22 protein-coding genes are annotated in these 23645 nt (G+C 62.6%); 16 read left to right on the top strand and 6 right to left on the bottom strand.

What is annotated here, in order from left to right; translation table 11 throughout:
* Positions 1-15 precede the first annotated feature (15 nt).
* Positions 16-954 (bottom strand): 1-phosphofructokinase, encoded by a 939-nt coding sequence (gene pfkB / locus F753_RS40315; protein WP_023445945.1) that lies wholly within the window; start codon positions 952-954, stop codon positions 16-18.
* Positions 954-3830 carry a phosphoenolpyruvate--protein phosphotransferase gene (ptsP, locus tag F753_RS40320; RefSeq protein WP_023445946.1) on the bottom strand — a complete coding sequence of 959 codons (2877 nt, stop codon included), beginning with the start codon at positions 3828-3830 and terminating at the stop codon, positions 954-956. The genes pfkB and ptsP overlap by 1 nt, the downstream gene beginning before the upstream one ends.
* A gap of 180 nt (positions 3831-4010) precedes the next feature.
* Here ptsP and cra point away from each other — a divergent pair, with 180 nt between their 5' ends.
* The 6 genes from cra (at position 4011) to F753_RS40350 (ending at position 7910) form a co-directional block, all read left to right on the top strand.
* A complete protein-coding gene (gene cra, locus F753_RS40325; protein ID WP_023445947.1) occupies positions 4011-5000 on the top strand; it encodes a catabolite repressor/activator in 990 nt (329 codons plus the stop codon).
* 68 nt (positions 5001-5068) lie between these two features.
* Positions 5069-5374: a nucleotide pyrophosphohydrolase gene (locus F753_RS40330; protein WP_003302193.1), complete on the top strand. Its 306-nt coding sequence runs from the start codon at positions 5069-5071 to the stop codon at positions 5372-5374.
* Positions 5371-6120, top strand: a complete 750-nt coding sequence (locus F753_RS40335; protein ID WP_023445948.1) for a methyltransferase domain-containing protein — start codon at positions 5371-5373, stop codon at positions 6118-6120. Before F753_RS40330 ends, F753_RS40335 begins: the two co-directional genes overlap by 4 nt.
* A gap of 18 nt (positions 6121-6138) precedes the next feature.
* Positions 6139-6747, top strand: coding sequence for a DUF4136 domain-containing protein (locus F753_RS40340; protein ID WP_023445949.1), 609 nt, complete (start codon positions 6139-6141; stop codon positions 6745-6747).
* A gap of 70 nt (positions 6748-6817) precedes the next feature.
* Positions 6818-7375 (top strand): DUF4136 domain-containing protein, encoded by a 558-nt coding sequence (locus F753_RS40345; protein WP_023445950.1) that lies wholly within the window; start codon positions 6818-6820, stop codon positions 7373-7375.
* Positions 7376-7460: 85 nt separating this feature from the next.
* Entirely contained in the window at positions 7461-7910 is a 450-nt protein-coding gene (locus F753_RS40350; RefSeq protein WP_003302186.1) for a DMT family transporter, read from the top strand.
* Positions 7911-7927: 17 nt separating this feature from the next.
* Here the strand turns inward: F753_RS40350 and F753_RS40355 are convergent, their stop codons facing one another.
* Positions 7928-8860: an SdiA-regulated domain-containing protein gene (locus F753_RS40355; RefSeq protein WP_023445951.1), complete on the bottom strand. Its 933-nt coding sequence runs from the start codon at positions 8858-8860 to the stop codon at positions 7928-7930.
* 230 nt (positions 8861-9090) lie between these two features.
* Between F753_RS40355 and F753_RS40360 the strand changes: the two genes are divergently transcribed.
* From F753_RS40360 to F753_RS40370, 3 genes are all read left to right on the top strand, one after another.
* Entirely contained in the window at positions 9091-9384 is a 294-nt protein-coding gene (locus F753_RS40360; protein ID WP_003302182.1) for a hypothetical protein, read from the top strand.
* Between the two features lie 76 nt (positions 9385-9460).
* Positions 9461-10837, top strand: a complete 1377-nt coding sequence (locus F753_RS40365; RefSeq protein WP_023445952.1) for an MATE family efflux transporter — start codon at positions 9461-9463, stop codon at positions 10835-10837.
* A gap of 4 nt (positions 10838-10841) precedes the next feature.
* Positions 10842-11300, top strand: a complete 459-nt coding sequence (locus tag F753_RS40370) for a DUF2214 family protein (RefSeq protein ID WP_023445953.1) — start codon at positions 10842-10844, stop codon at positions 11298-11300.
* 31 nt (positions 11301-11331) lie between these two features.
* Here the strand turns inward: F753_RS40370 and speA are convergent, their stop codons facing one another.
* Entirely contained in the window at positions 11332-13245 is a 1914-nt protein-coding gene (gene speA / locus F753_RS40375; protein ID WP_023445954.1) for an arginine decarboxylase, read from the bottom strand.
* A gap of 121 nt (positions 13246-13366) precedes the next feature.
* The gene (locus tag F753_RS40380; RefSeq protein ID WP_023445955.1) at positions 13367-13738 is read right to left on the bottom strand and encodes a translation initiation factor Sui1; all 372 of its coding nucleotides are present in this window, start codon (positions 13736-13738) and stop codon (positions 13367-13369) included.
* Between the two features lie 326 nt (positions 13739-14064).
* On the opposite strand from F753_RS40380, the gene F753_RS40385 reads away from it, so the two are divergent.
* Complete coding sequence (locus tag F753_RS40385; protein ID WP_156924047.1) at positions 14065-15123, top strand: IS110 family RNA-guided transposase; 1059 nt, start codon at positions 14065-14067, stop codon at positions 15121-15123.
* Between the two features lie 335 nt (positions 15124-15458).
* Here F753_RS40385 and thiO read toward each other — a convergent pair whose 3' ends face one another.
* Entirely contained in the window at positions 15459-16556 is a 1098-nt protein-coding gene (thiO, locus tag F753_RS40390; RefSeq protein ID WP_023445957.1) for a glycine oxidase ThiO, read from the bottom strand.
* A 156-nt stretch (positions 16557-16712) separates the two neighbouring features.
* Between thiO and F753_RS40395 the strand changes: the two genes are divergently transcribed.
* The 6 genes from F753_RS40395 to F753_RS0125105 all read left to right on the top strand — a co-directional run bounded on the left by F753_RS40395 (position 16713) and on the right by F753_RS0125105 (position 23614).
* Positions 16713-17210 (top strand): GspH/FimT family pseudopilin, encoded by a 498-nt coding sequence (locus tag F753_RS40395; RefSeq protein ID WP_023445958.1) that lies wholly within the window; start codon positions 16713-16715, stop codon positions 17208-17210.
* Between the two features lie 168 nt (positions 17211-17378).
* On the top strand, positions 17379-17870 hold the full coding sequence (locus F753_RS40400) for a GspH/FimT family pseudopilin (RefSeq protein ID WP_023445959.1): 492 nt from the start codon (positions 17379-17381) through the stop codon (positions 17868-17870).
* Positions 17871-17878: 8 nt separating this feature from the next.
* On the top strand, positions 17879-18436 hold the full coding sequence (pilV, locus tag F753_RS40405; protein WP_023445960.1) for a type IV pilus modification protein PilV: 558 nt from the start codon (positions 17879-17881) through the stop codon (positions 18434-18436).
* On the top strand, positions 18433-19284 hold the full coding sequence (locus tag F753_RS40410; RefSeq protein ID WP_031297993.1) for a PilW family protein: 852 nt from the start codon (positions 18433-18435) through the stop codon (positions 19282-19284). The genes pilV and F753_RS40410 overlap by 4 nt, the downstream gene beginning before the upstream one ends.
* Positions 19281-19886 (top strand): PilX N-terminal domain-containing pilus assembly protein, encoded by a 606-nt coding sequence (locus F753_RS40415; protein WP_031297995.1) that lies wholly within the window; start codon positions 19281-19283, stop codon positions 19884-19886. Before F753_RS40410 ends, F753_RS40415 begins: the two co-directional genes overlap by 4 nt.
* Positions 19887-19897: 11 nt before the next feature.
* The gene (locus F753_RS0125105; protein WP_023445963.1) at positions 19898-23614 is read left to right on the top strand and encodes a pilus assembly protein; all 3717 of its coding nucleotides are present in this window, start codon (positions 19898-19900) and stop codon (positions 23612-23614) included.
* The last annotated feature ends 31 nt before the right edge of the window (positions 23615-23645 follow it).

The following is a 23645-nucleotide window of genomic DNA, read 5'->3' on the forward strand; positions in this document are numbered from 1 at the left end:
CACCTCTTGTTCGAATTATTGGCTGAGCGACTGCAGGCGCACCGCAGCTTCAAGCTCCGCAAGTTCAGCCGTGTCGGTGAGGCCGAACCCAACCTGCCCGACCGCCTGCGCGGCGATGGCCGTGGCCTGTGTGAGGGTGCGCTCTGCCGGCCAGCCTTCCAGCAAACCGTGAAGCATCCCGGCGAGCAGCGAGTCGCCGGCACCGACGGTGCTGACGACCCGAACCCTGGGCGGATTTGCATGCAGTGCCGCGCCTGATGAAAACCAGCTGACACCGTCAGCGCCCTGCGAAACCACCACATGCTCGATGCCTTCGGTTTGCAGCCGCCGCGCTTCGGCCAGCAGCGCCGAAGAGCCGGTGAGATCAACGCCACGGGCCTCGGCCAGCTCTTCCTCGTTGGGCTTGATCAACCAGGGCGTGGCGGCCAGCCCGTCACGCAACGCGGCACCACTGGTGTCCAGCGCCACCCGCACGCCGAGACTCTTGAGCGTCTGCAAGAGCTGGACGAACCACTGACTGTCGATGCCACGCGGCAAGCTGCCGGCGACGACCACGAGGTCATGAGCAGGCGCCAGCCGCTGGAGGCGCGTCAGCAGCTCCGTGCAGTGCGCCTCGCTCACCGTCAGCCCTGGGCCGTTGATGTCGGTGACCTGCCCGTCCGCTTCGGCGAGTTTGATGTTGCTGCGGGTATCGCCCGGCACGCGGACGAATTCGTCGGCAAATCCACGCGCGGCGAACAACTGCTCGAAGGCCTGCGGATTGCCCTCGCCGAGAAAGCCGGTGACGGTCAGCTGATGACCGAGATCGGCCAGCACCTGCGCGACGTTGAGCCCCTTGCCGGCGGCGTGCACCTGCAGGCTTTCGCTGCGATTGACCTGGCCCAGGCGCAGCGCGGGCAGCTGCACGGTCAGGTCCAGGGCCGGGTTAAGGGTGACAGTGAGAACGCGGGCCATCAGCAGTGCTCCCCGACGAAGGCGCGAACTTCATGGGCGCCAGGCAACATCAGGGCTTGCTGAGCCAACCTCTGGCACGCGGCGAGATCCAGTTCGCGAACGCGCGCCTTCACCAAGGCAATGCTGCGCGCCGACACGCTCAGCTCATCCACGCCCAGGCCCACCAGCATCGGCACCGCCAGCGCATCGGCAGCCAGCTCACCACAGACGCCGACCCACTTGCCGTGGGCATGGGCGGCCTCGACCGTCATGCCGATCAGGCGCAAAACCGCCGGATGCAAGCCGTCGGCCTGGCCGGAGAGCGTCGGATGGCCGCGATCGATGGCCAGGGTGTACTGGGTCAGGTCGTTGGTGCCGATACTGAAGAAGTCGACTTCCTGCGCCAGCACCGGCGCGATCAAAGCTGCTGAGGGGATCTCGATCATGATGCCGACCTGCAGGTCAGCTACCGGCAGCTCAACGCGCAGGCGGTCGACCATGGCTTTGGCGGTGCGCCACTCGTCAATATTGCCGACCATGGGGAACATGATCCGCAACGGGCGGCCATCGGCCGAAGCGAGCAAGGCACGCAGCTGGGTTTCAAGGATGTCCGGGCGTTGCAAACTCAGGCGAATGCCACGCACGCCGAGGAAGGGGTTTTCCTCGGCGGGCATCGGCCAGTACGGCAGCGGCTTGTCCCCGCCGACATCCAGCGTACGTACCACCAGCGGACGCCCTTCTAGGGCTTCCAGCACGCGGCGGTACTCGGCCTCCTGGGTTGCCTGGTCCGGCGCCTGGGAATGGTTCATGAACACCAGTTCGGTACGCAGCAGGCCGATGCCTTCGGCGCCCATCGCCACCGCTTCCGGGGTTTCGCCAGCAGCGCCGATGTTGGCAGCGATCTCTACCGGATGGCCGTCACGGGTGATGGCCGGCTCAAGGCGACGCTCGTTTACCAGGCGCTTGCGCTCCTCGCGGGTGGCGCGCTCGTTGCGGGCCTGCTCCAGCTGCGCATCGGTCGGGGCGACCAGCAGTTCACCGCGCTCGCCGTCTAGCAGCAACAGTGTGTTTGGGGCCAGCCCGAGCACCCCCGGCCCTGCACCGACGATGGCTGGAATACCCAGGGCGCGGGCGATGATGGCGCTGTGGGACGTCGCACCGCCGCCAGCGGTAAGAATGCCTGCGACGCGCTGGGCGTTGAGCGTGGCGACGTCCGAAGGCACCACTTCGTCCATCACCAGGATGTAGGGCTCGTCTGGGGCCTGATCGGCTTCCACACCAGTCAGGCAGGCCAGCACACGGCGACCCACGTCACGCAAGTCGGCGGCCCGCTCGGCCAGCAGCTTGTCGTGCAAGGCCTCCTGCTGTTGCGCCGCAATTTCGATTTCCTCCATCCAGGCGGCCTCGGCACTCAAACCTTTTTGCAGGCGCGCCTGGACTTCCTCGCGCAGCGCCGGGTCGCGCAGCATGGCCTGATGGGTGGTAAAGATGTCGCGGATGCTGGCGACCTGACTCTCATCGATCAGCGTGCCGATCTCCGCATGGACCTTGCCCAGCGCCGCATCCAGCCGCTGTAGTTCGATCACCGGAGACTCGCCGCGCTTGGGGTAGTCGATCACCTGCGGCTTGCGTACCAGGACCGGACCGATGGCGATGCCGGGCGCGGCGGCGATGCCGATGACCTGCTCGCCGGCCCGCAAGACGGGCACGTCCTGGGCTGCCTCATTCAGTTGCACGGCCCGCGGCTCCGCCGGCGCCCCGCCGGCCGGCAGCGGCTCGATTTCCTCGCCCAGCCCTTCTTCCACCGCGCGGACCAGCGCCGGCAACGCATCGTCGGCGATCGAGGGCTCGGCGATGAACTCCAGCACCTGGCCGCGATGCGAGCCCATCGCCAGCAGCTTGCTCAGGCTCTTGGCCGAAACGCCCGCGCTCTGGCTACCAGCCAGACGCACTCGAATCTCGCCGGCGAAGGCCTGTGCGACCTCGGTCAGCACCTTTGCCGGGCGGGCATGCAAGCCATGGGCGTTAGCCAGTGGCACCTGGGCACTCGGCCAGTCTGCCGGCACTTCGCCGCCCAGGGCTTCGAGCACTGTGCGACTGGACGTTGCCTGACTCAGCTCCTGCCCGCGGCCTTCGATCAGCAGGTTGCACAGGCGCTCGAGCATCGCCTGATGCGCTTCGCCCAGGCTGGCCAGCACGAAAAGACCGTTGAGGGGCTGGCCTTGGTGTTCAAGATTCGACGCCGGCGTAACGAACGCCAGTCCAGGGCGCTGCACCGATTGCTCGCTGCTCAGCCACCAGAGGCCATCACCCAGCGGCAACGCCTGGCCAAGCGGCAGGCTGGCATTGAAGCCTGGCTCCACGCACTGCGCGCGCTTGAGCAACTTGACGCCCTGCCAGGCCAGCTCGTCGAAATCATCCGCAGCGACACCCAGCGAGACCAGCTCGCCATCCAGCGCCAGCGCCTGTGGCGCACCCTGCAGCAGGTCGATGATGGCTTCGGGGCTTTCGGCTTTCTGCAGCGCCTCGCTCAGATCGCCTTCACCCAATGCTCGGGTCAGCAGCTGTAGCAGGCGCAGGTGTTCGTCGGAACGCGCAGCGATACCGATGGCCAGATACACCAGCTGGCCGCTGCCCCAGTCGACGCCGGCCGGAAAATGCAGCAGCCGCACGCCAGTGGTGAACACCTGATCGCGGGTTTCCGGCGTGCCATGGGGAATCGCAAGGCCCTGACCGAGAAAGGTCGAGCCCTGCGCTTCACGCGCACGCAGCCCGTCCAGATAACCCGGCGCGACCAGCCCGTCGGCGACCAGAACTTCACCCAGCAGAGCCAGCGCCGCTGGCTTGTCCGCCGCGGCCTGATGCATGTGGATGTGTTGTGCATTCAACTCAAGCATGGAGAACTCCTGCGGGGCTCGCGATTGTTGTGGCCGACGGTCGCGCCGGCTTTGCCCGAATCCTGGGCTGGCGCTTCAGACCGAAGCAGTGCTGAAACGTTTCACCTAAGGCTGGCACATTACGCAATATTGGGTAATTCTAGAAGCCCGAGTTCATACCACCCGTCTCAGGACCCTCTGTTGAAACTGACCGACATCGCCCGCCTCTCCAACGTTTCGGTAACCACCGCCAGCTATGTGCTCAATGGCAAGGCCGCGCAGCGCCGTATCAGCGCGGCCACGGTCGAGCGGGTGATGGCCGTGGCCGAACAGCAGGGCTTTCAGCTCGACCAGCAGGCGGCTGGCCTGCGTCGCGGGCAGTCGCGCACCCTCGGCTTCATCGTTCCGGATCTGGAAAACCCCAGCTACGCGCGTCTGGCCAAACTGCTCGAGCAGCGCGCGCGGCAGCGCGGCTACCAGCTGCTGATCGCCGGCACCGACGACGAGCCGGATACCGAGCGCCAGGTCATCCAGCTGCTGCGCTCGCGCCGCTGTGATGCGCTGATCGTTGCCAGCTGCCTACCAGCCGACGACCAGAGCTATCGCAAGGTGCAGGCGGCTGGCACGCCGGTGATCGCCCTCGACCGCGCGCTGGACGCCGAGCACTTCTGCTCGGTGGTCAGCGATGATTGCGAAGCGGCCGCCCTGCTCACCCGCTCGCTGGCAGTTCCGGCCGCCGCCCATATGGCCCTGATCAGCGCACGCCCGGCATTGCCCATCAGTCAGCAGCGTGAGGAAGGATTTCGCCAGGCACTGTCGCAGCACAGCGGTCAGGTCAGCATCCTGCAGGCCGAACAGTTCAGCCGTGCGTGCGGCCGTGAACAGATGCTCGCCCTGCTCGAGCGCGGCCCGCTGCCCGATGCGCTGATCACCACCGCCTACGTCTTGCTCGAAGGCGTCTTCGATGCGCTGCGCGAGCGGAACCTGCTGTGGCCAGAGCAGCTGCGGCTGGCGACCTTTGGTGACGCGCAGTTGCTGGATTTCCTGCCGATCCGGGTCAATGCGATTTCCCAGCAGCACGAGCAGATCGCCGAGCAAACCCTGGAACAGGCAATCCGCGCCATAGAGCAGGGCGATTACCGTCCCGGCGTGATCGCCATCGAGCGTGAGCTGAAAGTGCGGCGTCTCTGATCCGCCCCTTGCGGGCGCTGCCGCGCTGGCGGAAGCTTGTCGTCTTTCGAACACGCCCACCCTCCCAGATGAACATCGAACAGATCACCCAACGCCTGCACGCCATCCGCGATCAGAACGACTGGCAACGCTTTCACAGCCCCAAGAATCTCGCCATGGCCGCCAGCGTGGAAATGGCCGAGCTGGTGGAAATCTTCCAGTGGCAGACCGAGGACGAGTCGCGCCAGCTCTCAGCCGACAAACTTGAGCATGCCGGTCAGGAAGTCGGCGACATCCTCATGTACCTGCTCTTGATGTGCAGCGAGCTGGGCATCGATATGGAACAGGCGCTGCTGGCCAAGCTGGCCGACAACGAGCGGCGGTTCGCCCGATGAGCGATCGGCATTTCGACGAGCTGGCGACGCGCTTCGCCGAGAAGATCTACGGCGGCGCCAAAGGCGCGATCCGCCTTGCCGTGCTGCAGGCCGACCTGACGGAAGCCCTGCCGCAACGGCCACTGCGGGTGCTGGATATCGGCGCCGGCCTCGGCCATATGAGCCTGTGGCTGGCCCAGCAGGGCCATGATGTGACCCTGGCAGAACCGGCAGAGCCGATGTTGGAAGGCGCGCGCAAACAGTTTGCCGCAGCCGGCCAGCAGGCAACCTTCATTCAGGCGCCCTGGCAGACAGTCGAAAGCCAGGTCGAAGGCCGCTTCGATCTGGTGATCTGCCACGCGGTACTGGAATGGCTGGCCGAGCCCCAGGCGATCCTGCCGGTGCTGCATCGCCTGACATCGGCCGATGGCTGGCTATCGCTGGCCTTCTACAACCGCGACGCGCTGATCTACCGCAACCTGCTCAAGGGCCATTTCAAGAAGTTGCGCAGCCAGACCTATGCCGGCGAGCGCCAGAGCCTGACGCCTCAGCAGCCGCTGGACCCACGCGAGCTGGCGGCGCAACTCGCACCGCACTGGCAGGTCGAAACAACCAGTGGCGTGCGCGTATTCCATGACTACATGCCCGCCGATTTCCAGGCCCGCACCGAGCCGGCCGAACTGATCGAGATGGAACTGGCCTACCGCCGCCATCCACAATTTGCCGGTCTCGGGCGCTACCTGCACTGGATGTGTCGGCCGCTCTGAGCCGACCGGGAGGTACCGATGTCGATTCGCGCCATGCTGCCGGTGCTCTGCCTGGGCCTTGCAGCCTGCCAGAGCCAGAACCCCTATACCGACGAATCCGCGCCGATTCCTCCGGCGCCACCTATCGAGCAGATCCAGTCACCGGTCTATCCGGCGGCACCACGGGACTTCTCCAGCTACCAGAACTGGAGCTGGCAAGCCCCACCGGCCGGCACCGCGTCGATCACCGGTGAGGAGCTGCAGGAAATGGTCGCCGGCGCGCTCGATCAACTCGGCTTGCGCCCTGCGCAGGCCGAGCGCAAGGGCGAGCTGTTGATCAGCGCCCGCGCCAGCAAGGAGACCCGTATTCGGCAGACTTACGATGATTACGGCCCGCATGTCGGCGTAGGCCGCTACGGTGGCGGCTACGGGTACGGCTCAGGTTATGGCGTGGGGACGAACGTACCCATCGTACGCAACTACGAGGAAGAGGTGCTCTCGGTGCGTATCGAGATGTTCGACGCGGCTTCCGGCCAATCGATCTGGAGCAATCGCGCCGAAGCACGTAGCGGCGGTAGCCGCGCCAAGCAGCAGGATGCGCTGCGCGAGGCGGTGCAGCGGGCGCTGGCGGACTACCCGCCGCGCTGAGCGTGACAGCGATGCAGACTCCGCACCGCGCCGAGGCCTAGACTGAACAGATTCCACCCGGAGAACGATCATGTTGCGCTGCCTGATGCTGATACCTCTGCTCTTCGCGCTCGCCGCCTGCCAGGGCCCGCAGGTGCAGCGCGATTTCGATCCGACGCGGGATTTCTCGGCCTATCGGGCCTGGGGCTGGCAGGAACCGGCGCTGCAGTATCGACCTGATGATCCAAGAATCAAAAGCGACCTCACCGAACAACGCATTCGCGCGGCGATCGCCGAACAGCTCGATCAGCAGGGAATGCGTCCCGCCACGGCCGGCCAAGCGGCGGACCTCAAGGTGCAGGCCTGGTACATCGTCGACCAGCGCACCCAGCAGTACACGACCACCTCCGGCGCCTGGGGCAATCCCTGGTACGGCTACTGGGGTGGGCCGATGTTCACCGACACCCGCACCATCGACTACCAGGTTGGCACGCTGCAGATAGACCTGTATGACGCCGCTGACGGCAAACTGGTCTGGCGCGGCAGCGCCGAGCAGACCCTGAGCAACCGCCAGGGCACCCCCGAGCAACGCGCCGGCAGCATGCGCGAGCTGGTGACACGGGTGCTTTCGCAATACCCGCCGCACTGAGTCAAGCACAGCGAACCGCTGTCCCGCTATGGCGAGTCGTATCCCGGCTCGCCATACTGTCGCGCCCTGATTCCGGAGATCCGAAATGCCTGCCGTTGCCTGGTGGTTACTCACCCTTCCGTTCATTGCCGGCGCGATGCTGCCCCTGCAGGCCGGAATCAACGGCCAGGTCGCGCGTCACCTCGGCAACGTGATGGGCGCGGCACTGCTTTCGTTTACCGTGGGAACACTGGCGCTGTTCGTCATCGTGGCAGTCCAGCGCGATATCCCGGCGTTGCAGACGCTGAAGGGCCTGCACTGGTGGCACTGGTGTGGTGGGCTGCTGGGGGCCTTTTTCATCGCCACGGCCGCCTTCGCCGCACCGCGCACGGGAGCGTTGCTGTTCATGGCGCTATTGCTGGCCGGCCAGCTGTTCGTCGCCTTGCTGCTGGATCACTTCGGCTGGGCCGGCTTTCGCCAGTCCAGCATCAGCTTCGGTAAAGTCTCCGGTCTGCTGCTGATCTTCGCCGGCGTCTGGCTGATCCAGCGCGGCTAGTAGGTGCGCGGCGGGCGTCACTCGTGCTCGAAGGCGTAGAACAGGTTGGGCTCGCTGACCAGGTATAGATTGCCCTGTGCATCGAAGGTCATCCCTTCGGCCTGCGGCACGCTGCGCTCCAGTCCGGCAAACCCGCTCCAGAGCGAGCGGAAGCTGACCAGCTCGCCCTCGGCATCGAGCTCCAGCATCATCTTCGCCTCGTCGCTGAGCAGCACCAGATGGCCGGTACGCTCGTCGAAGTGCACCGAGGACAGATCACTGGCCATGTCCAGCTTCTCGATCCAGGCCTCACGGTCGATGATCTTGATGTCCATGTCACCTGCCAGACTGCGCTTGATGCCCTGGATCTCGTATAGCTTGCGCGGTGAATGCTCCTTGACCACGAACAGCCGGTCACCGGCGCGGTCGTACCCGACGCCCTCGAAACCGGTATTGTCCTCGTCGTTCAGAGCCAGGGTGATGGAGCGGGCGTCGGTACGCTGCAGCGGCCCGGCAATCCTGGGAACCTGCACGATCACCAGCGATTGCTTGCGCTCCTCGGTCAACACCAGCAGGTCATCACCCAGATAGGTCACGCCCTCGACGTCCTGGAACCCGCGCAGCGGGTAGCGCGCGAGGAAGCCGCCGTCCTTGTCCAGCGCCAGCAGCTCTTCGGGGTTATTGACGACGCCCCAGAGATGATCGCGGCGTTCGTCGTAGGTCAGCCCGGAAAGATTGTCTTCCACCGTGGCCACCGGCAGCGCGTCGATCTTCACCCGGTATTCGGGTAGCCAGAGGCTGTGCCTTTCCCAGCTGCTTTCATGCCAGGTGGTTTTCAGCGTATAGAACAGCCGCTCATCCAGATGAGTGGCGGTGACAACGTAGAGCAGGCCGAAAAAGACGCAGCCATAGGCCCAGGCCGGGCGCAGTGTCGTGATTCGTTCCAGGCGCGCTCTGGCAATGGCCAGCATCGTTGGTCTTCTCGCTCAGGGAATGGTAGGCAGGCTGCCTGGCGCTTGTTGCAGTTGCATGAAGGTCGGGAACGCATGATGCGCAAAGGACTCACAGCGACATTCCGACCGCCTCCTGCGCTGGTGGTTCCAGCGCAGCGGCGACCGTTCGGAACTCTCGGGCGCACTCGAGAGCCCAATGCCCAGAGCCGTGCTTGGGCACCGCAATCGAACGTTCAGGAGAGTGATACATGCGGGTAGAAGGATTCTTCGAATGGCTGGGACAGGCGCTGGGCGCGGTCATACGTTTCATCGTCGAGGCGCTGGGCGACTTCTTCGGCCTGTTTGCCAGGGCCGGACACAATTTCCTCGAGGGGTTGTCGCGTACGCTGGGCATGGACCGCTCGCTGATCAGCCTGGTAGCACTGGCTATCGGCCTGCTGTTGCTGGTTGCGGCGGTCCGCGCGTTCTTTCGCGGCTCGATCATCGGCGGGCTGATCTGGCTGTTCCTCGGGCTGTGGCTGCTGAGCTGGTTGATTCACTGACGCGCAGCCTAAAGCTCGGATTTTCCCTCTTTCATTGCATGCCACGTATAGTGCCGGGCCGTCCCGGAGGCCCGTAATGTCCAGCATGCTTGCCGCCTGGCGCCACGCCCCAACCCACAGCAAGGTGTGGGCGCTGGCGGCGCCGATGATCCTGTCGAACCTATCCGTTCCGCTGGTCGCACTGGTGGACAGCAGCGTGATCGGCCATCTGCCGCACGCGCATCAGCTGGGCGCAGTGGCGGTCGGCGGTAGCCTGTATACGCTGCTGGTGTGGGTGATGGGCTTTCTGCGCATGGGCACGACGGGCTTCGCCGCCCAGGCCGCTGGTCGCAACGACGGCGGCGCCCTGCGCCAGATCCTCCTGCAGGGGCTGCTGCTGGCCCTGGGTTTCGCGCTGTTGCTCGGGGTGCTCGGCGTGCCGCTGAAAGGCGCGGCCCTGCAGCTCATGCAGCCCTCGGCCGAACTGGACGAACTCACCCGTGATTATTTCCACACGCGGCTGTTCGGCCTGCCCGCGGCGCTGGCCAGCTATGCGCTGATCGGCTGGTTCCTCGGCACGCAGAATGCGCGCGCGCCACTGGCCATCCTGCTGACCACCAATCTGATCAACGTGGCGCTGGACCTGTGGTTCGTGCTCGGCCTCGACTGGGGCGTGACCGGCGCCGCACGCGCCTCGGTGATCGCCGAATGGAGCGGCGCGCTGCTCGGCCTGGCGCTCACCCGCAATGCGCTGGCCCGCTATCCGGGCCGACTCGACGCCGGCGCGTTGCATCAGTGGGCAAGCTGGCGGCCGTTGCTGGCGGTCAATCGCGACATCTTCCTGCGCTCGCTGGCGCTGCAGCTGGTGTTCTTCCTGGTCACGGTACAGGGCACACGACTGGGTGACGCGACGGTTGCAGCCAATGCGCTGTTGCTCAACGGCCTGCTGCTGACCGCCCATGCGCTCGATGGACTGGCTCACGCCGTGGAAGCGCTGAGCGGGCACGCCATCGGTGCCCGCGATCGCAAGGCGCTGCAGCGGGTGATGGTCGTCGCTGGCGGCTGGTCGCTGATGGCCAGCTTAATCTTCGGCCTGTTCTTTCTCTGTGCCGGCCAGTTGTTCATCCAGTTACAGACCGACATCCCCGATGTTCGCCAGACCGCGCTGACCTACCTGCCCTATCTGGCGGTGCTGCCGCTGGTGACGGTCTGGAGCTACCTGCTCGATGGCCTGTTCATCGGCGCCACCCGCGCGCGCGAAATGCGCGACAGCATGCTCTTGGCGGTGGTGCTGAGCTTGCCACTGGGCTGGTTGCTGCAGGGGCTGGGCAACCATGGACTGTGGTTGGCCTTCCTGAGTTTCATGCTGATGCGCGGCCTCTGCCTGGGTACTGTCGCCTGGCGCCTGCAACGCCGCGGCGCCTGGTTTACCATGACCGGGCCGACCGTCGGACACCCTGTCGAAGGAACCTGAACACATGGCCTATGCCGTCGCCGCCTACCTGCACTTTCTGGCGATATTCGTGCTCTTCGCACTGCTTCTGCTGGAGCATCAGCTGTTTCGCCAGCCACTGACGCTGGAGCGGGCACGCAGTCTTTTTCGCATCGATATCGCCTTCGGCATCACCGCGGCGGCGGTACTGGCGAGCGGTAGCGCACGGGCGATCTTCTATGGCAAGGGCCTGGACTATTACCTGAAGAACAGTCTGTTCCACGCCAAGGTCGGCCTGTTCGTGGTGGTCGCGGTCCTGTCCATCTACCCGACCCTGACCTTCCTTCGCTGGCGCCCAGCCCTGGCGGCAGGCCAGGCGCCGGAGGTGTCGGGCAGCTGCGCCAGATGGGTCAGGCTGAGCATTCGCCTGGAACTGTTGCTGCTCCTGCTGATCCCCATGCTGGCGGTGCTCATGGCGCGTGGCTTCGGTGTCATGCCGGGCTGACCGCGCACAGCCCGGCACATCGCTCATCCCCTCAAGGCGTCAGATAGGACGATCGCGTCAGCCCCAGGCGTAACGCATCGATGTACTGGGTGCGCTCCTTGGCGGTCAGCCTGGCGCCGGCAACCTTGTCCCGGTAGTAGGTCATCAGCTCCTCGGGTGACAGATGCACGTAGCGCAGCATGTCCTCGATGGTGTCATGGGTCTCGATGCCGGCGTGGTAATAGCTGCCATCCTCGCGCTGATAGACGTTCACCGAATCGGTATCGCCGAACAGGTTGTGCATGTCGCCGAGGATTTCCTGATAGGCGCCCACCAGGAACACGCCGAGGAAGTACTCCTCACCCGGCGCGACCTCATGCACCGGCATGCTGCTCTCGATGCTCTGCTCGTCGACGTAGTGCTTGATCTTGCCATCCGAGTCACAGGTCAGGTCCTGCAGCACGGCACGACGCACCGGCTCCTCGCTCAGTCGCTGCAGCGGGACGATCGGCAGGATCTGGTCGATGGCCCAGGTATCCGGCAGGCTCTGGAATACCGAGAAGTTGCAGATGTACTTGTCCGCCAGCTTGTCGTTGAGTTCGTCGAGCACCGCACGATGCGAGCGCTGGCGGGCCTTGAGCTGGTTGTACAGGCGTCGGCAGATGGCGAAGTAGCTCTGCTCTGCCAGCGCCTTCTGCGCCAGGCTCAGCTTGCCCGACGCGTACTGCGCGCCGGACTCGCTCATGTAGTGGGTAGCGCGCCAGTAGGTTTCGGTGACCATCTCCGGGTCGGTCGGCCCGAGCAGGTCGACCAGCGACTGGACGATCTCCGGCAGTTCGTCGTAGTTGTCGATCTGCGGCACCTCGTCGTTGTGCCGCTCGATATCGGTGACCTGCATGACCAGCACGGCATGGTGCGCGGTCATCGCCCGGCCGCTCTCGGAAAAGATGTGCGGATGCGGCAGTTCCTGACGGTCGCAGAACTCCTTGAGCATGCCGACCACGGTACCGGCGTATTCGTCCATGTCGTAATTGATCGAGCTGGCATTGCGCGAATGCGTGCCGTCGTAGTCGACCCCCAGGCCACCGCCGACGTCGATGTAGTCCACCGGCAGCCCCAGCGCACGCAGCTCGGCGTAATAGCGGATCGCCTCGCGAAAGCCCTGGCGGTAGTCAGCCAGATTGGCGATCTGCGAGCCCATGTGGAAGTGCAGCAGGCGAATGCCCTGATCCATGCCCACCGCGCGGAAACGCTCGATCACCGAAAGCAGCTGCGCCGCGGACAGGCCGAACTTGGAGCGCTCGCCACCGGTATCGGCCCACTTCGACGACGCCAGGGACGACAATCGCACGCGCAGGCCGACCTGCGGGGTCAGCTTGAGCTCGTTGGCTTCCTCGATCACCAGCCCGACCTCGGACTCCTTCTCGATGACGATGAACACGTTATGGCCGAGCTTCTGGCCCATCAGTGCCAGACGGATGAACTCGCGGTCCTTGTAGCCATTGCAGACGATGGTGCCGCCCTTCGGCGCCAGCGCCAGCACGGCCATCAGCTCCGGCTTGGAGCCGGCCTCAAGGCCGATGGAAACGTTCTGCGTGGCGATGATGTTCTCCACCACCGCTTCCTGCTGATTCACCTTGATCGGATACAGCGCGGTGTACTTGCCGGCGTACTCCATGCGCTCGATATTCGCATCGAACGCACCGGTCAGACGCCGCACACGGTCCTGCAGGATGCCAGGGAAGCGCACCAGCAACGGCAACGAAAGTCCCGCTTCGCGCAGTTGCTCGATCAGCCCGCTGAACTCGATCGGCTCGCCGCTCGGGCCTTGCGGCCTGACTTCGACGCTGCCCTGGTCATTGATCGCGAAATACCCCGCGCCCCAGTGGCGAATGCCGTAGATGCTGCGGCTATCGGCAGCTGTCCACTGGCTACCGTCGTCTTTACGTGTGCGTCTTACAGGCATCGAGGCCTCCCGGAAAAATTGACTGGTTCGCAGCGGGCTGAAGCAGCCCGGCGAAGGCTATGCGGCTTCGACAGCCGATATGCGGAAATGGCGAAACTGGCAGCCGGCGCGGCAAGGGTTCTCAGCCACCGGACTTCTTTGCCTTGAAACCACGCTTGCTCAACTCGTCGATCAGCAGCGTGACATGATCGCCCTGAATCTCGATGACACCGTCCTTCAGTGCCCCGCCGGTACCACAGCGGCGCTTCAGCGCGCTGGCCAGCTCCTTGAGTTCGCTTTCCGGCAGTGCAACGCCGCTGATGGTGGTCACGGTCTTGCCGCCCCGCCCCTTGCTTTCACGGCGTACCCGGGCGATGCCGTCGCCTTCGGGAATGGCCGTCTGCCTGCAGGTACACGCATCGTCCGGCTTGCCGCAATCGGGGCAATGACGTCCCGATTCGGTGGAATAGACCAGCCCGCCCAGGCTGGCGAGTGAGGTGGTTTTCTTCGCCACCAGACACCTCTCGATCAAACGGATGGAAGCCGCGCCAGCAGGCGGCGGAAGAGGGCGCAATTTAACAGACAGAGGCGAACGAATCCGCCACCGCTCGACAAAACTTTCCTCCACCTCCCGGCGTTTCGGTTTGCCGAGGCTCAACCATCAGCTATTCGAGAAGACAATGTCCCCGTTTCATGTTGCACGGAGGCAGTTCTGTAATCAGATGGACTCGCCCTCGCCGAGGCGTCAAAGCGCCACGGTGGCATCTAAAAGCCAACGACAGCGAGGGCGAGCCCATGAACAAGCGTACAGCGAAGAAGCAGTCCCAACCACTGAACGACGTGTCGGCCTGCACGACGGTCGCAGTCGATCTGGCCAAGCGGGTGTTTCAATTGGCGGGCGAGGATGCTCAAGGCCAAGTGGTCTTTGAGCAGCGGATCAAATCGCGCGAGGCGTTCCAGGCGTTCCTGGGCGCACTGCCGGCTGGTGTGATGGTGCTGATGGAAACCGGTCCGGGCGCACAAGCCTGGGCCCGGCTGTTGCAGGCGCAAGGCGTGCGGGTGCGCATCCTGCCGGCGCAGCGCGTGGCCGAGCATCGCAGCGGGGCGAAGAACGATCGTAACGATACGCTGGCCATCCTGCGTGCCGGGCGAGACAGCAGCATCGCCGCGGTGCCGGTCAAGAGTGCGGCGGCACTGGCGATGCAGGCCCTGCATCGGGCCCGGCAGGGCTATGTGCGCCGTCGCACGGCCATGGGCAACCAGATGCGCGGGCTGCTGCTCGAGCATGGCATAGCCTTGGCCCAAGGCGAGGCGGCCATCGCGCGGGGCGTGCCGCGCGTCCTGGAAGACGCCACCCAGCCGCTGCCCGACATGCTGCGCGAACTGCTCGACGAACTGCTGGGCGAATGGCTCCAGCTGGGGGCGCGCATCGACGTGCTGACTGGACGCCTGGAAACCCATGCGCGCACTGACGAGACGGCGAAACGGCTGATGACCGTACGCGGGGTCGGCCCGATCATCGCCACGGCGCTACTGGCCAAGCAGACCGAGCCCGAGCGATTCGCCAATGCCAGGCAGTTCGCCGCCTACTTCGGCGTCGTGCCCGACCAGCACAGCAGCGGACAGAAGGTGCAGTTGGGCAGGATGAGCAAGCGTGGCGATGCTTATCTGCGCAGCCTGATGATCCAGGGCGCGCATGCGGTCTTGCGGCAGTTGCAGCCTGATACGGAGCAGCCAGACGACCGCCGCCTGCAGCGCTGGCTACAGCGCCTCGGTCGCAAGGGCGCCGCGGTGCGCCTGGCCAACCGCAACCTGCGCATCCTGTGGGTGCTGCTGCAGAGCGAACAGACCTATCGTCGCCAGCCGAACCTGGATCAGGAGGCTGCGATGAGCCACTGAGCAAACGAGTGACCGCCACCGGGGCGCCAAGCGCTCCAACCCCTGCTGAAGAACATTGACCCCAGGTCAGACCGTCGCGGAACGATGCCTGCCACCCTACCGGCTCTTGAAGCCTCCACGTAATGGGCATACCGCGAGCTGAACTGATGTTGGCCAGAAGCCCGACGAGGCTTCCTCGAACAGGCCTGATACATAGATGCAACCGGGTAGCGGTGTTCAAAGAGCAGAAGGTTGACAGGTGGGGGCGAGTCCATACATAGGGTGGGCTTCAGCCCACCAATAGAGCACCGACGCAGCGATTACCTTGGGATCAGCCAGGCGGGTTGTAAGTCGCCCTACACGATCCGCCCGGCTGGTGCATAGGGCGCAGGATCGACAACCGGCTCACGCCCCAGCATCAGGTCGGTCAACAGCTGGCAGGACGCAGGGGCCAGGACCAACCCGTTGCGGAAATGCCCGCAATTGAGCCAGAGTCCTTCGAAGCCGCTCACCGGCCCGATATAAGGCACGCCGTCCGGCGAACCGGGACGCAGGCCCGCCCAGTGCCTGACCACCTGCGCGCCGGCCAGCGCCGGCAGCAGCTCGATAGCGGTCGCCCGAAGGCTCTCCAGGGCATCCTCTGTCGGCGTCTTGTCGAAGCCGACATCTTCCAGCGTGCTGCCGATCAGGATATGGCCGTCACGCCGCGGAATCGCATAGCGCCGCTTGGCCAGCACCATGCTGGGCAGGAAAGCCTCGGCGCACTTGAACAGGATCATCTGTCCCTTCATCGGCTTGACCGGCATATCCAGGCCCAACGTCGCCAGCAGCTTGCCGCTCCAGGCCCCCGCAGCCAGCACCACCTGGTCCGCCAGCATCTCGCCCTGCGCCGTCTGCACGCCCACTATGCGCGCGCCGTCGCGCAGGAAGCCCTGGACCGGGCACTGCTCGATCACATTCACGTTCGGCAGCAGGCGCAGCGCCTCGCGCAATGCACGGAGCAACCGCGGATTGCGCACGTTGGCGACACCCGACATGTAAACAGCCCGCTCATAACCTTCGCCCAGCGACGGCACGGCGTGGTGCACGGCTTCCATCGGCACCGACGCCAATGGCCGCCCGTACCGCTCGGCCCAGCTCAGTGCCTCGGCCTCGTCATGCAGATCGAGCCAGTAGAGGCCGGTCACATGCAGCTCCGGGTCCACCCCCGTCTCGGCCAGCAACCGCTCGCTCAACTGCGGATAGAAATCCTGCGACCAGTGCGCCAGCGCCGTGACCGCAGGGCTGTAGCGCCACGGATACAACGGCGACACGATCCCGCCGCCAGCCCAGGAGGCTTCGCTGCCGACAGCACCGGACTCCAGCAACGACACCGATTTGCCGGCCTGGGCCAGACGATAGGCGCAAAGAAGACCAATCACCCCGCCACCGACAACGATCACTTCTTGATTCACATGTCTCTCCAACCGTCTGGTTCACATTTCTGCCCTTCCTGTCTTGGACTGGCTGGCAGCCTGCTTTTAAAGTGCGTCTGTGACTGTTACGCAAGCATCTGCATGACAAACAGCAGCCAGGACGGCTGAGCATCATACGTGCAAAGGACCCGCACTATGGCGAACCGAAATCAAGGCTTCACCCTGATCGAACTGATTAGCACGCTAGCGATAGTGGCCATTGTCCTTTCGATAGCCGTGCCGGCATTTTCCGAATTGATCGAGCGGAATCGTCAGGAGGCGCTCATGCACCAAGTGCAAAACGTCCTGCACAATGCCCGTGCCCGAGCGGTCATGCAGCGTCGCACCATCGAGATCTGTGGTAGCGACGACGGCCAGACCTGCTCGGCGAGCTGGGCCGACGGCTGGCTCGTGCGCACCTCGAATGGCCAAATATTGCAGCTCACCCAGCTTCCCACGCCTGATGCACTACGCTGGCAGGGCTTCGGCCAGAGCATTAGTTTTCATGACAACGGCACTAGTCCAACCGGCAACGGGAGGTTTTACCAATGCCACAAGAGCCGAATAGCCTGGCAGCTGATTCTCAGTCGCCAAGGTCGCCTGCGCCAGGGAACGCCGACGGAGAACGTAAGCAAAGCCAGCCTATGCGATTGATGTCCTCGCACCGAAGCGCCGCACAAACTTTGACGCAGCTCACACTGCAGGGAGCGGGCAAATCGATGACCGACCGTCCGTCCACGTAAACGCGCCAACCATCTTTCCCGCGGGGACAAGACAACGGCGCATTTGCATCATCCGCTCACGATTGTCCTGGAGCACATCATGTCACGCCGAACCGACATGCACGGATTCACCTTGGTCGAGCTGATGATCACCTTGGCGTTGCTCGGCATATTCGCAGCTATTGCCGTGCCCAGCTTCAATTCGCTGATCCGCAGCAACCAAGTGCAGAGCAAGGCAGAGGAACTGGTCATCTTCCTGCAGCACGCGCGGGGGCAAGCCGTCCTCAACCGACAGCCATACGAAGTACGGATCAAAAGCGATGCGCCTTGGGAAATCAGCAAAGCGGGAAGCGACTACATCGAGCGAATCTTGGAGCATAACCCCGACCACGCGGAGATCCTCAGTTCAGCCCTGAGCAACGACAAGCTGGTCTACCGGGCAAACGGCACCGCTACAGCAGCCAGGTTCACCATATGCCGCGAATCAGACCCTGCCACCGGCTACCTGCTTGAGGTGCAGCCCAGTGGCAGCCTTATTCTTTCCCAGCGGGGCCAAGAAAACGGGACTGCCTTGAACAGTTGCACCCCATGAGGAATGCGATGAAAACCAGCAAGGGCTTCAGCCTGATCGAAGTGCTCGTGGCACTGCTGTTGACCACCATCGGCGTGCTCGGGATGGTGGCTCTGCAGGGACGCAGCATCCAATACACTCAGGACTCCGTGCAACGCAACACTGCCATCGCCCTGTCCGGCGACCTGATCGAAATCATGCGCGCTCAGCCAAAGGAGCTTTTCAACGCATCACCTCCACAGTTCCCTATGAATAGCGGCTTAAAAGACACTTCCCTGTTTTACAAGACCCTTGGTGATGACTTTGCCAACCGCGAGACCTGCGTGGCGGGCCCGAATCGCATCGCCGAGACCGCCGAGGAACTACGCGACTGCTGGGCAGATAAGGTCGAGGCCCTGCTGCCGGGTGGCACCGATGTGTTCACCGAACATACCTACATCTGCCGTAGCTCTGTCCCAGGGGACTGTGACGGCAAGGGTTCGATGCTCGAAATTCACCTGGCGTGGCAAGTCCGGGAGGGCGCCTGTCTCGATGCAAGCAATACCGACGGCGCAGTCTGCGCCTATACCGTTCGGGTAGAACCATGAAACTTATGAAATATACATTCGGCCTTTCTATGGTGGAGTTGCTGATCGCTCTAGCCATCAGCAGCTTCCTCGTCCTTGGTATTACTCAGGTCTATATCGACAACAAGCGCAACTATGCTTACCAGCAGAACCAGGCTGTAAACATAGAGAACAGCAGGTTTGCCGCGCTTGTGATCAACGACTACCTGGGCAAGGCCGGCTATCGCCGATCTCCCTCGGCGTTACTGGAAACGGTTTTCCCTGCTCTCACAGCGTCTGGGGACTGCCTCGCCTTCAATGCAGGGCATGCCGCTACCGGACTGGACCCCAACGTAGGAACCGGCTTCTGCATACGCTACCAACCGCAGATCAGCGGCGAGCTGGATTGCCAAGGCGCAGCGAGTCCAGTGGTATATGACGTGGCCTTTCCTTCACTCCCTCCTGACGAAAGCGACTTGACTGTTCTGGCATTCAAATACGAGCCCGGCAGCGGCGGTGAACTGCAGGATGGCCGACTACTGTGCAAAAGCCTGAATGCAAATAGCCCGCAATATGGAGAGGTGCTCCGCGGAATCGCGGATCTACGGCTGGATTTTGGCGTAGGCAGCACCGGCATGCTGGAAAAGCAAATCACCACTTTCATTTCGCAAGCCGACTGGACGCCAACCAGCGGTGCAATTCGTAGCGTTCGCTATGCGTTGCTGCTCGCCAGCCGTACTCGACAGCGCGACGCAGACGACTCCAAGGTTTTGGCCGATTGGTTGGCCGACGCATCGGCAGACACGAAAACCCGGCTGGAGGAGGCGGACAACAGACGCATCTATCAGATGGCAGCCGCCACGCAGACCATCAGGAATCTCATGCCATGACTCTCCATACGCGAAGCAAGCAGGAAGGAGCGGTACTTCTCGTTTCCCTCGTCATGCTGCTTGTATTGACCGTGCTGGCCGTCGGCAGCATGCGTGGGGTAACCCTCGAATCACGCGTCACCGCCAACCGTGCTCAAGACCTCAAGACCCAGAGCATCGCTGATGCGGCGTTGCGCGAAGCGGAGTTCCGCTTTTACGGCCCGGGCAACCTGGCTGACAAGCTCGAGGCAAGGGCCGAGAACTGTGCCGCGTCGAACACCTTGAAGACCAACGGAATAAACAGGCCCTGTCTGTTGGAGATCCGGGAGGATCGCCTCCTTGCCTTCGTGGACAAGCCCGGGCTGACCGGAGCTGACGATCTCTCGCTTTCGTCGAGCATCTGGATGCCCTACCGGGGCACGGATCCCGCAGCCGAAACCGAAGCCGATGCGTACTACAACAGCATCCTGGCGGCAGAAACTGGCAATGCCGCTGTAAACGCTGAATACGGCGGCCGCGGCGAAGGAAGCGGCACCTATTTCTATCTCAACAATGGCAAGACTGGTGATGCGATCTATCTGCAGTCGACGCACGCCAATATTTACCTTGGTCTTAACAATTGAGAGCCGACATCATGTCCCGTCTTCATCTCCACTCTCATACCAAGGCGCTCTCGTATGCGGTCTTCGGCGTAATTCTGTTCAGCGCTGCCGATGTGTTTGCCGCCGTATCTCAGAGCCCATTGAGCCTGACCGTGGGCGTTCCGCCGAACATGCTGCTGACGCTCGACGACTCGGGCAGTATGCGCTGGGCTTTTGCTCCGGATAATAAAAGCGGCTATTCCGACACACGCCGAGCCAAATCGAGCACTTTCAATCCGATCTACTACAATCCCGAGGCAACTTACCAGGCACCGATCGTCTTCGATGCTTCTGGCAACGAAAACCAGCTTTCCACCAGTTTCACCTCCGCGCTGGTCAACGGCTATAACAGCTCTCGCGGCGACCTGAATCTTTCTGGTGATTACAAGGTGTCATGGACCTACGTCCTAGAAGAAGGGCTGCCCACCAGCTATGGCTATAGCAGCACCAGCAATCGGTTGGCAGAGAACCCCTATGCAGACTTTTCCTGTTATGTGGCGTCTCTGAATAGCAACGGCTCATACAAAACCTGCAATCTCAGCACAGGGCAAACGGTTAAGATCACTCGCGGTGCTGATACCGGAGGCTGGAACTCAACTCGGACTTGCACCGCCACTATTGATAACTGGGTTGCTGGAGACTGCTCCTACAACAGCAATAACGGCCGCTATACCGGCAGTTGGGCACGCAAGGGAGTCCCAGCGTACTACTACATTTATGATTCGAGCAAAGCCGCGAACTGCACGTTCGATAATGATGAGTGTTACTCCCTTCAATTCGTCGGCAGCGACGAACAGCAGAACTTCGCCAACTGGTACTCTTTCTACCGTAACCGTGGCCTGGCAACCATTTCTGCCGCAGCGCTGGCCTTTTACGACGTGTCTCCTGCGGTACGCCTGAGTTGGCAAGGGCTTGGGCGCTGCACCACTTTCAACGGCAGCGACAGTAACTGCCGGAGCAACGCCTTCAAGGCCTACTCCCCCGAGCACAAAGGCCAACTGTATACCTGGCTGCAGAATATCAATTTCAACCAGAGCACCTACCTGCCAGCCGCAATGAAGCGTGCCGGCGAGTTCTTCAAGACCGCGACGCCGTGGCAGAAGACCCCCAATGGCACGGGCAATACAACGCAGAACACCTATGCTTGCCGCGCCAGCTATCACATCATGATGACCGATGGCCTGTGGAACGAATCGGTCAGCGCTCCCAGCAGTTTCCGGCACGATGCCGCCAGTTTCACCCTGCCAGATGGACGTGCTTATGCCCAACGAGCCCCCTATTACGACAGCCAGAACAACACCCTGGCCGACCTCGCTATGCACTACTGGGCAACAGACTTGAATTCGGAGCTAGACAACAACTTGCCGGCCTACGCCCCCTTCAAGAGCGGTGACACTACCACCGATTACTGGGACCCACGCAACGACCCAGCCACCTGGCAACACATGACCAACTTCATGATGGGCCTGGGCCTGACCGAAGCCATGAATCGAACGGATATCCTTTGGGAAGGTAGTACGCACAAGGGCGCCGGCTACAACGCCCTGCTGGCAGGTAATGTAACCTGGCCTCCCGCCAGCGACTCTGGTAACAATAACAACGTCTATGACCTATGGCATGCCGCAATCAACTCTCGCGGAGAGTTCTTCAGCGTTGATAGTCCTGAGGCGATGGTCCAGGCATTCGATGACATCCTGTCCCGTATTGCCGATCGCAAGTCCACCGCCGCTCGCCCTGCCATCAATTCCGGCCAAGTGAGTACTGACGAAAACGATAACGGCACGGTCAAGACCGTCTCCTACCAGACGTCATATGCCAGCGACGACAATTGGTCTGGCGATGTAAAACGTTTCGAAAAGGCTTGGAACGCTCAGGACAACGCTTTTGAAACTTCCGAAATGTGGAGCGCCAAGAGCCACGTACCCAGCTGGCAAAGTCGTACCATTAAAATGGCGGGCGAGACGAATAGTGGCCTGATGGACTTCACTTGGGCGAATGCCGGCTCCGCGGGCACCACCGGCACGCTGGCCAGCCTGCTCAGCCGCGATCCGGAAAATGGCAATCTACCGGACGCCAAAGGGGAGCAGCGCTTGCAGTATCTCCGTGGCAACCGCAGCGATGAAGGCTCAACGTTCCGTCAACGTAGCGGCGTGCTGGGTGACTTCTATTCATCCAGTCCAGTCGTGGTATCCGGGCCGCGCTACCTCGTCAATTTCAGTAATCGCCTGGAAGGCAATACCGCTTATTCAACCTTTGCAACCAATATTGCCGGCCGGACACCTCGCGTGTATGTGGGCGGCAATGACGGGATGCTGCATGGCTTTAATGCGCTTACCGGCGTTGAAGAATTTGCCTTCGTTCCTAGCGCTGTGTTTGCCAAACTCAACAAGCTGACCGGCACCAACTACAGTCACGAGTTTTATGTCGATGGCAGCCCGGTCGTAGCAGACGTATTCAATGGAACAGAATGGCGCACCATTCTGGTAGGTACGTTAAAAGCAGGTGGTAAATCTATATTCGCGCTGGATATCACGACTCCGGGAAGCGAGAAGCTTCTTTGGGAGTTCGACGACAGCAGCCTTCCGGACGATGCTGAAGCGAAGATGGGTTACAGCTTCTCGCAACCCACGATCGCACGGCTGCACACCGGCACTTGGGGCGTAGTGTTCGGCAATGGTTATGAAAGTACCAACAGCACCAACGGCAAGGCAGCCCTGTTCATAGTCGATGCAATGCAAGGCACGCTCCTCACCAGCTTGGAAGTCGAGGGTGTGGACAGCGTTGCGAATGGCCTTTCGACCCCCAAGCTGGCTGACTACAATGCCGACGGGGTGGCCGACTATGCCTATGCTGGGGATCTCCAGGGCAATCTCTGGCGTTTCGACCTCCTGCGTGACAGTCGTAGCGATACGGCACCTTTTACCACCGCAGACGATAGCGCAAACGCCATTGATGACTTCGAGGCAGCCTTTGGTGGCCACCCCCTATTCAGGGCGGTAGCGAACACCGGCACCGAAAGCCGTCAGCCTATTACCTCTGCACCCAGCCTGGTGCTTCACCCCACGGGGTTCGGCTATCTGGTCGTATTCGGTACCGGTAAGTTCTTCGAAATAGGCGACAAGGAAGGCGACAAGAGTTTCGCCCAAACGGTATACGGCATCTGGGACAAGCAAACGCTGGGTGAGGAAGCCAGCGACCCAAATATCGCCCGCAGCAGTTTGCAGGAGCAGACGATCACCACTCAAACCACTGTCGAGGCCAACGGCACCACGCGCCAAGGCTTAGTACTGAGCGATAACAACATCAGTTGGCAGGGTAGCGACGTCCAAGCGGCACAGAATGGCTGGTATCTGAACCTGCGCCAGAGCCAGGGGGAAATGGTGGTGGAGAATATGTCGCAGCTGGGCCGCACCATTTTCTTCCAGTCGCTGATTCCGAATGACGATCCTTGCAGTGATGGCGCGAACAACTGGACCTATGCCATCAATCCCTTCACGGGTGGCCGAACCTCTCACAATGCTTTCGACTACAGGCCAACCACGGACATCGGCACGATCAATGTCTCGGCTATCCGTCAGGATGGCGAGGGAGGCGGCACGCTTTCGCAGGATTCCGACGGAACCTACCAGTACTGCACGGGCCAGGAATGCACCAATGTCTATCCAGACCCAGCCAGTCTAGGCCGCCAAAGCTGGCGTCGCGTCGAGTAGGAATAACGAGATGAACCCTGTACTAACGGAG

This window comes from Stutzerimonas chloritidismutans AW-1 (genome assembly GCF_000495915.1).
GTDB lineage: Bacteria > Pseudomonadota > Gammaproteobacteria > Pseudomonadales > Pseudomonadaceae > Stutzerimonas > Stutzerimonas chloritidismutans.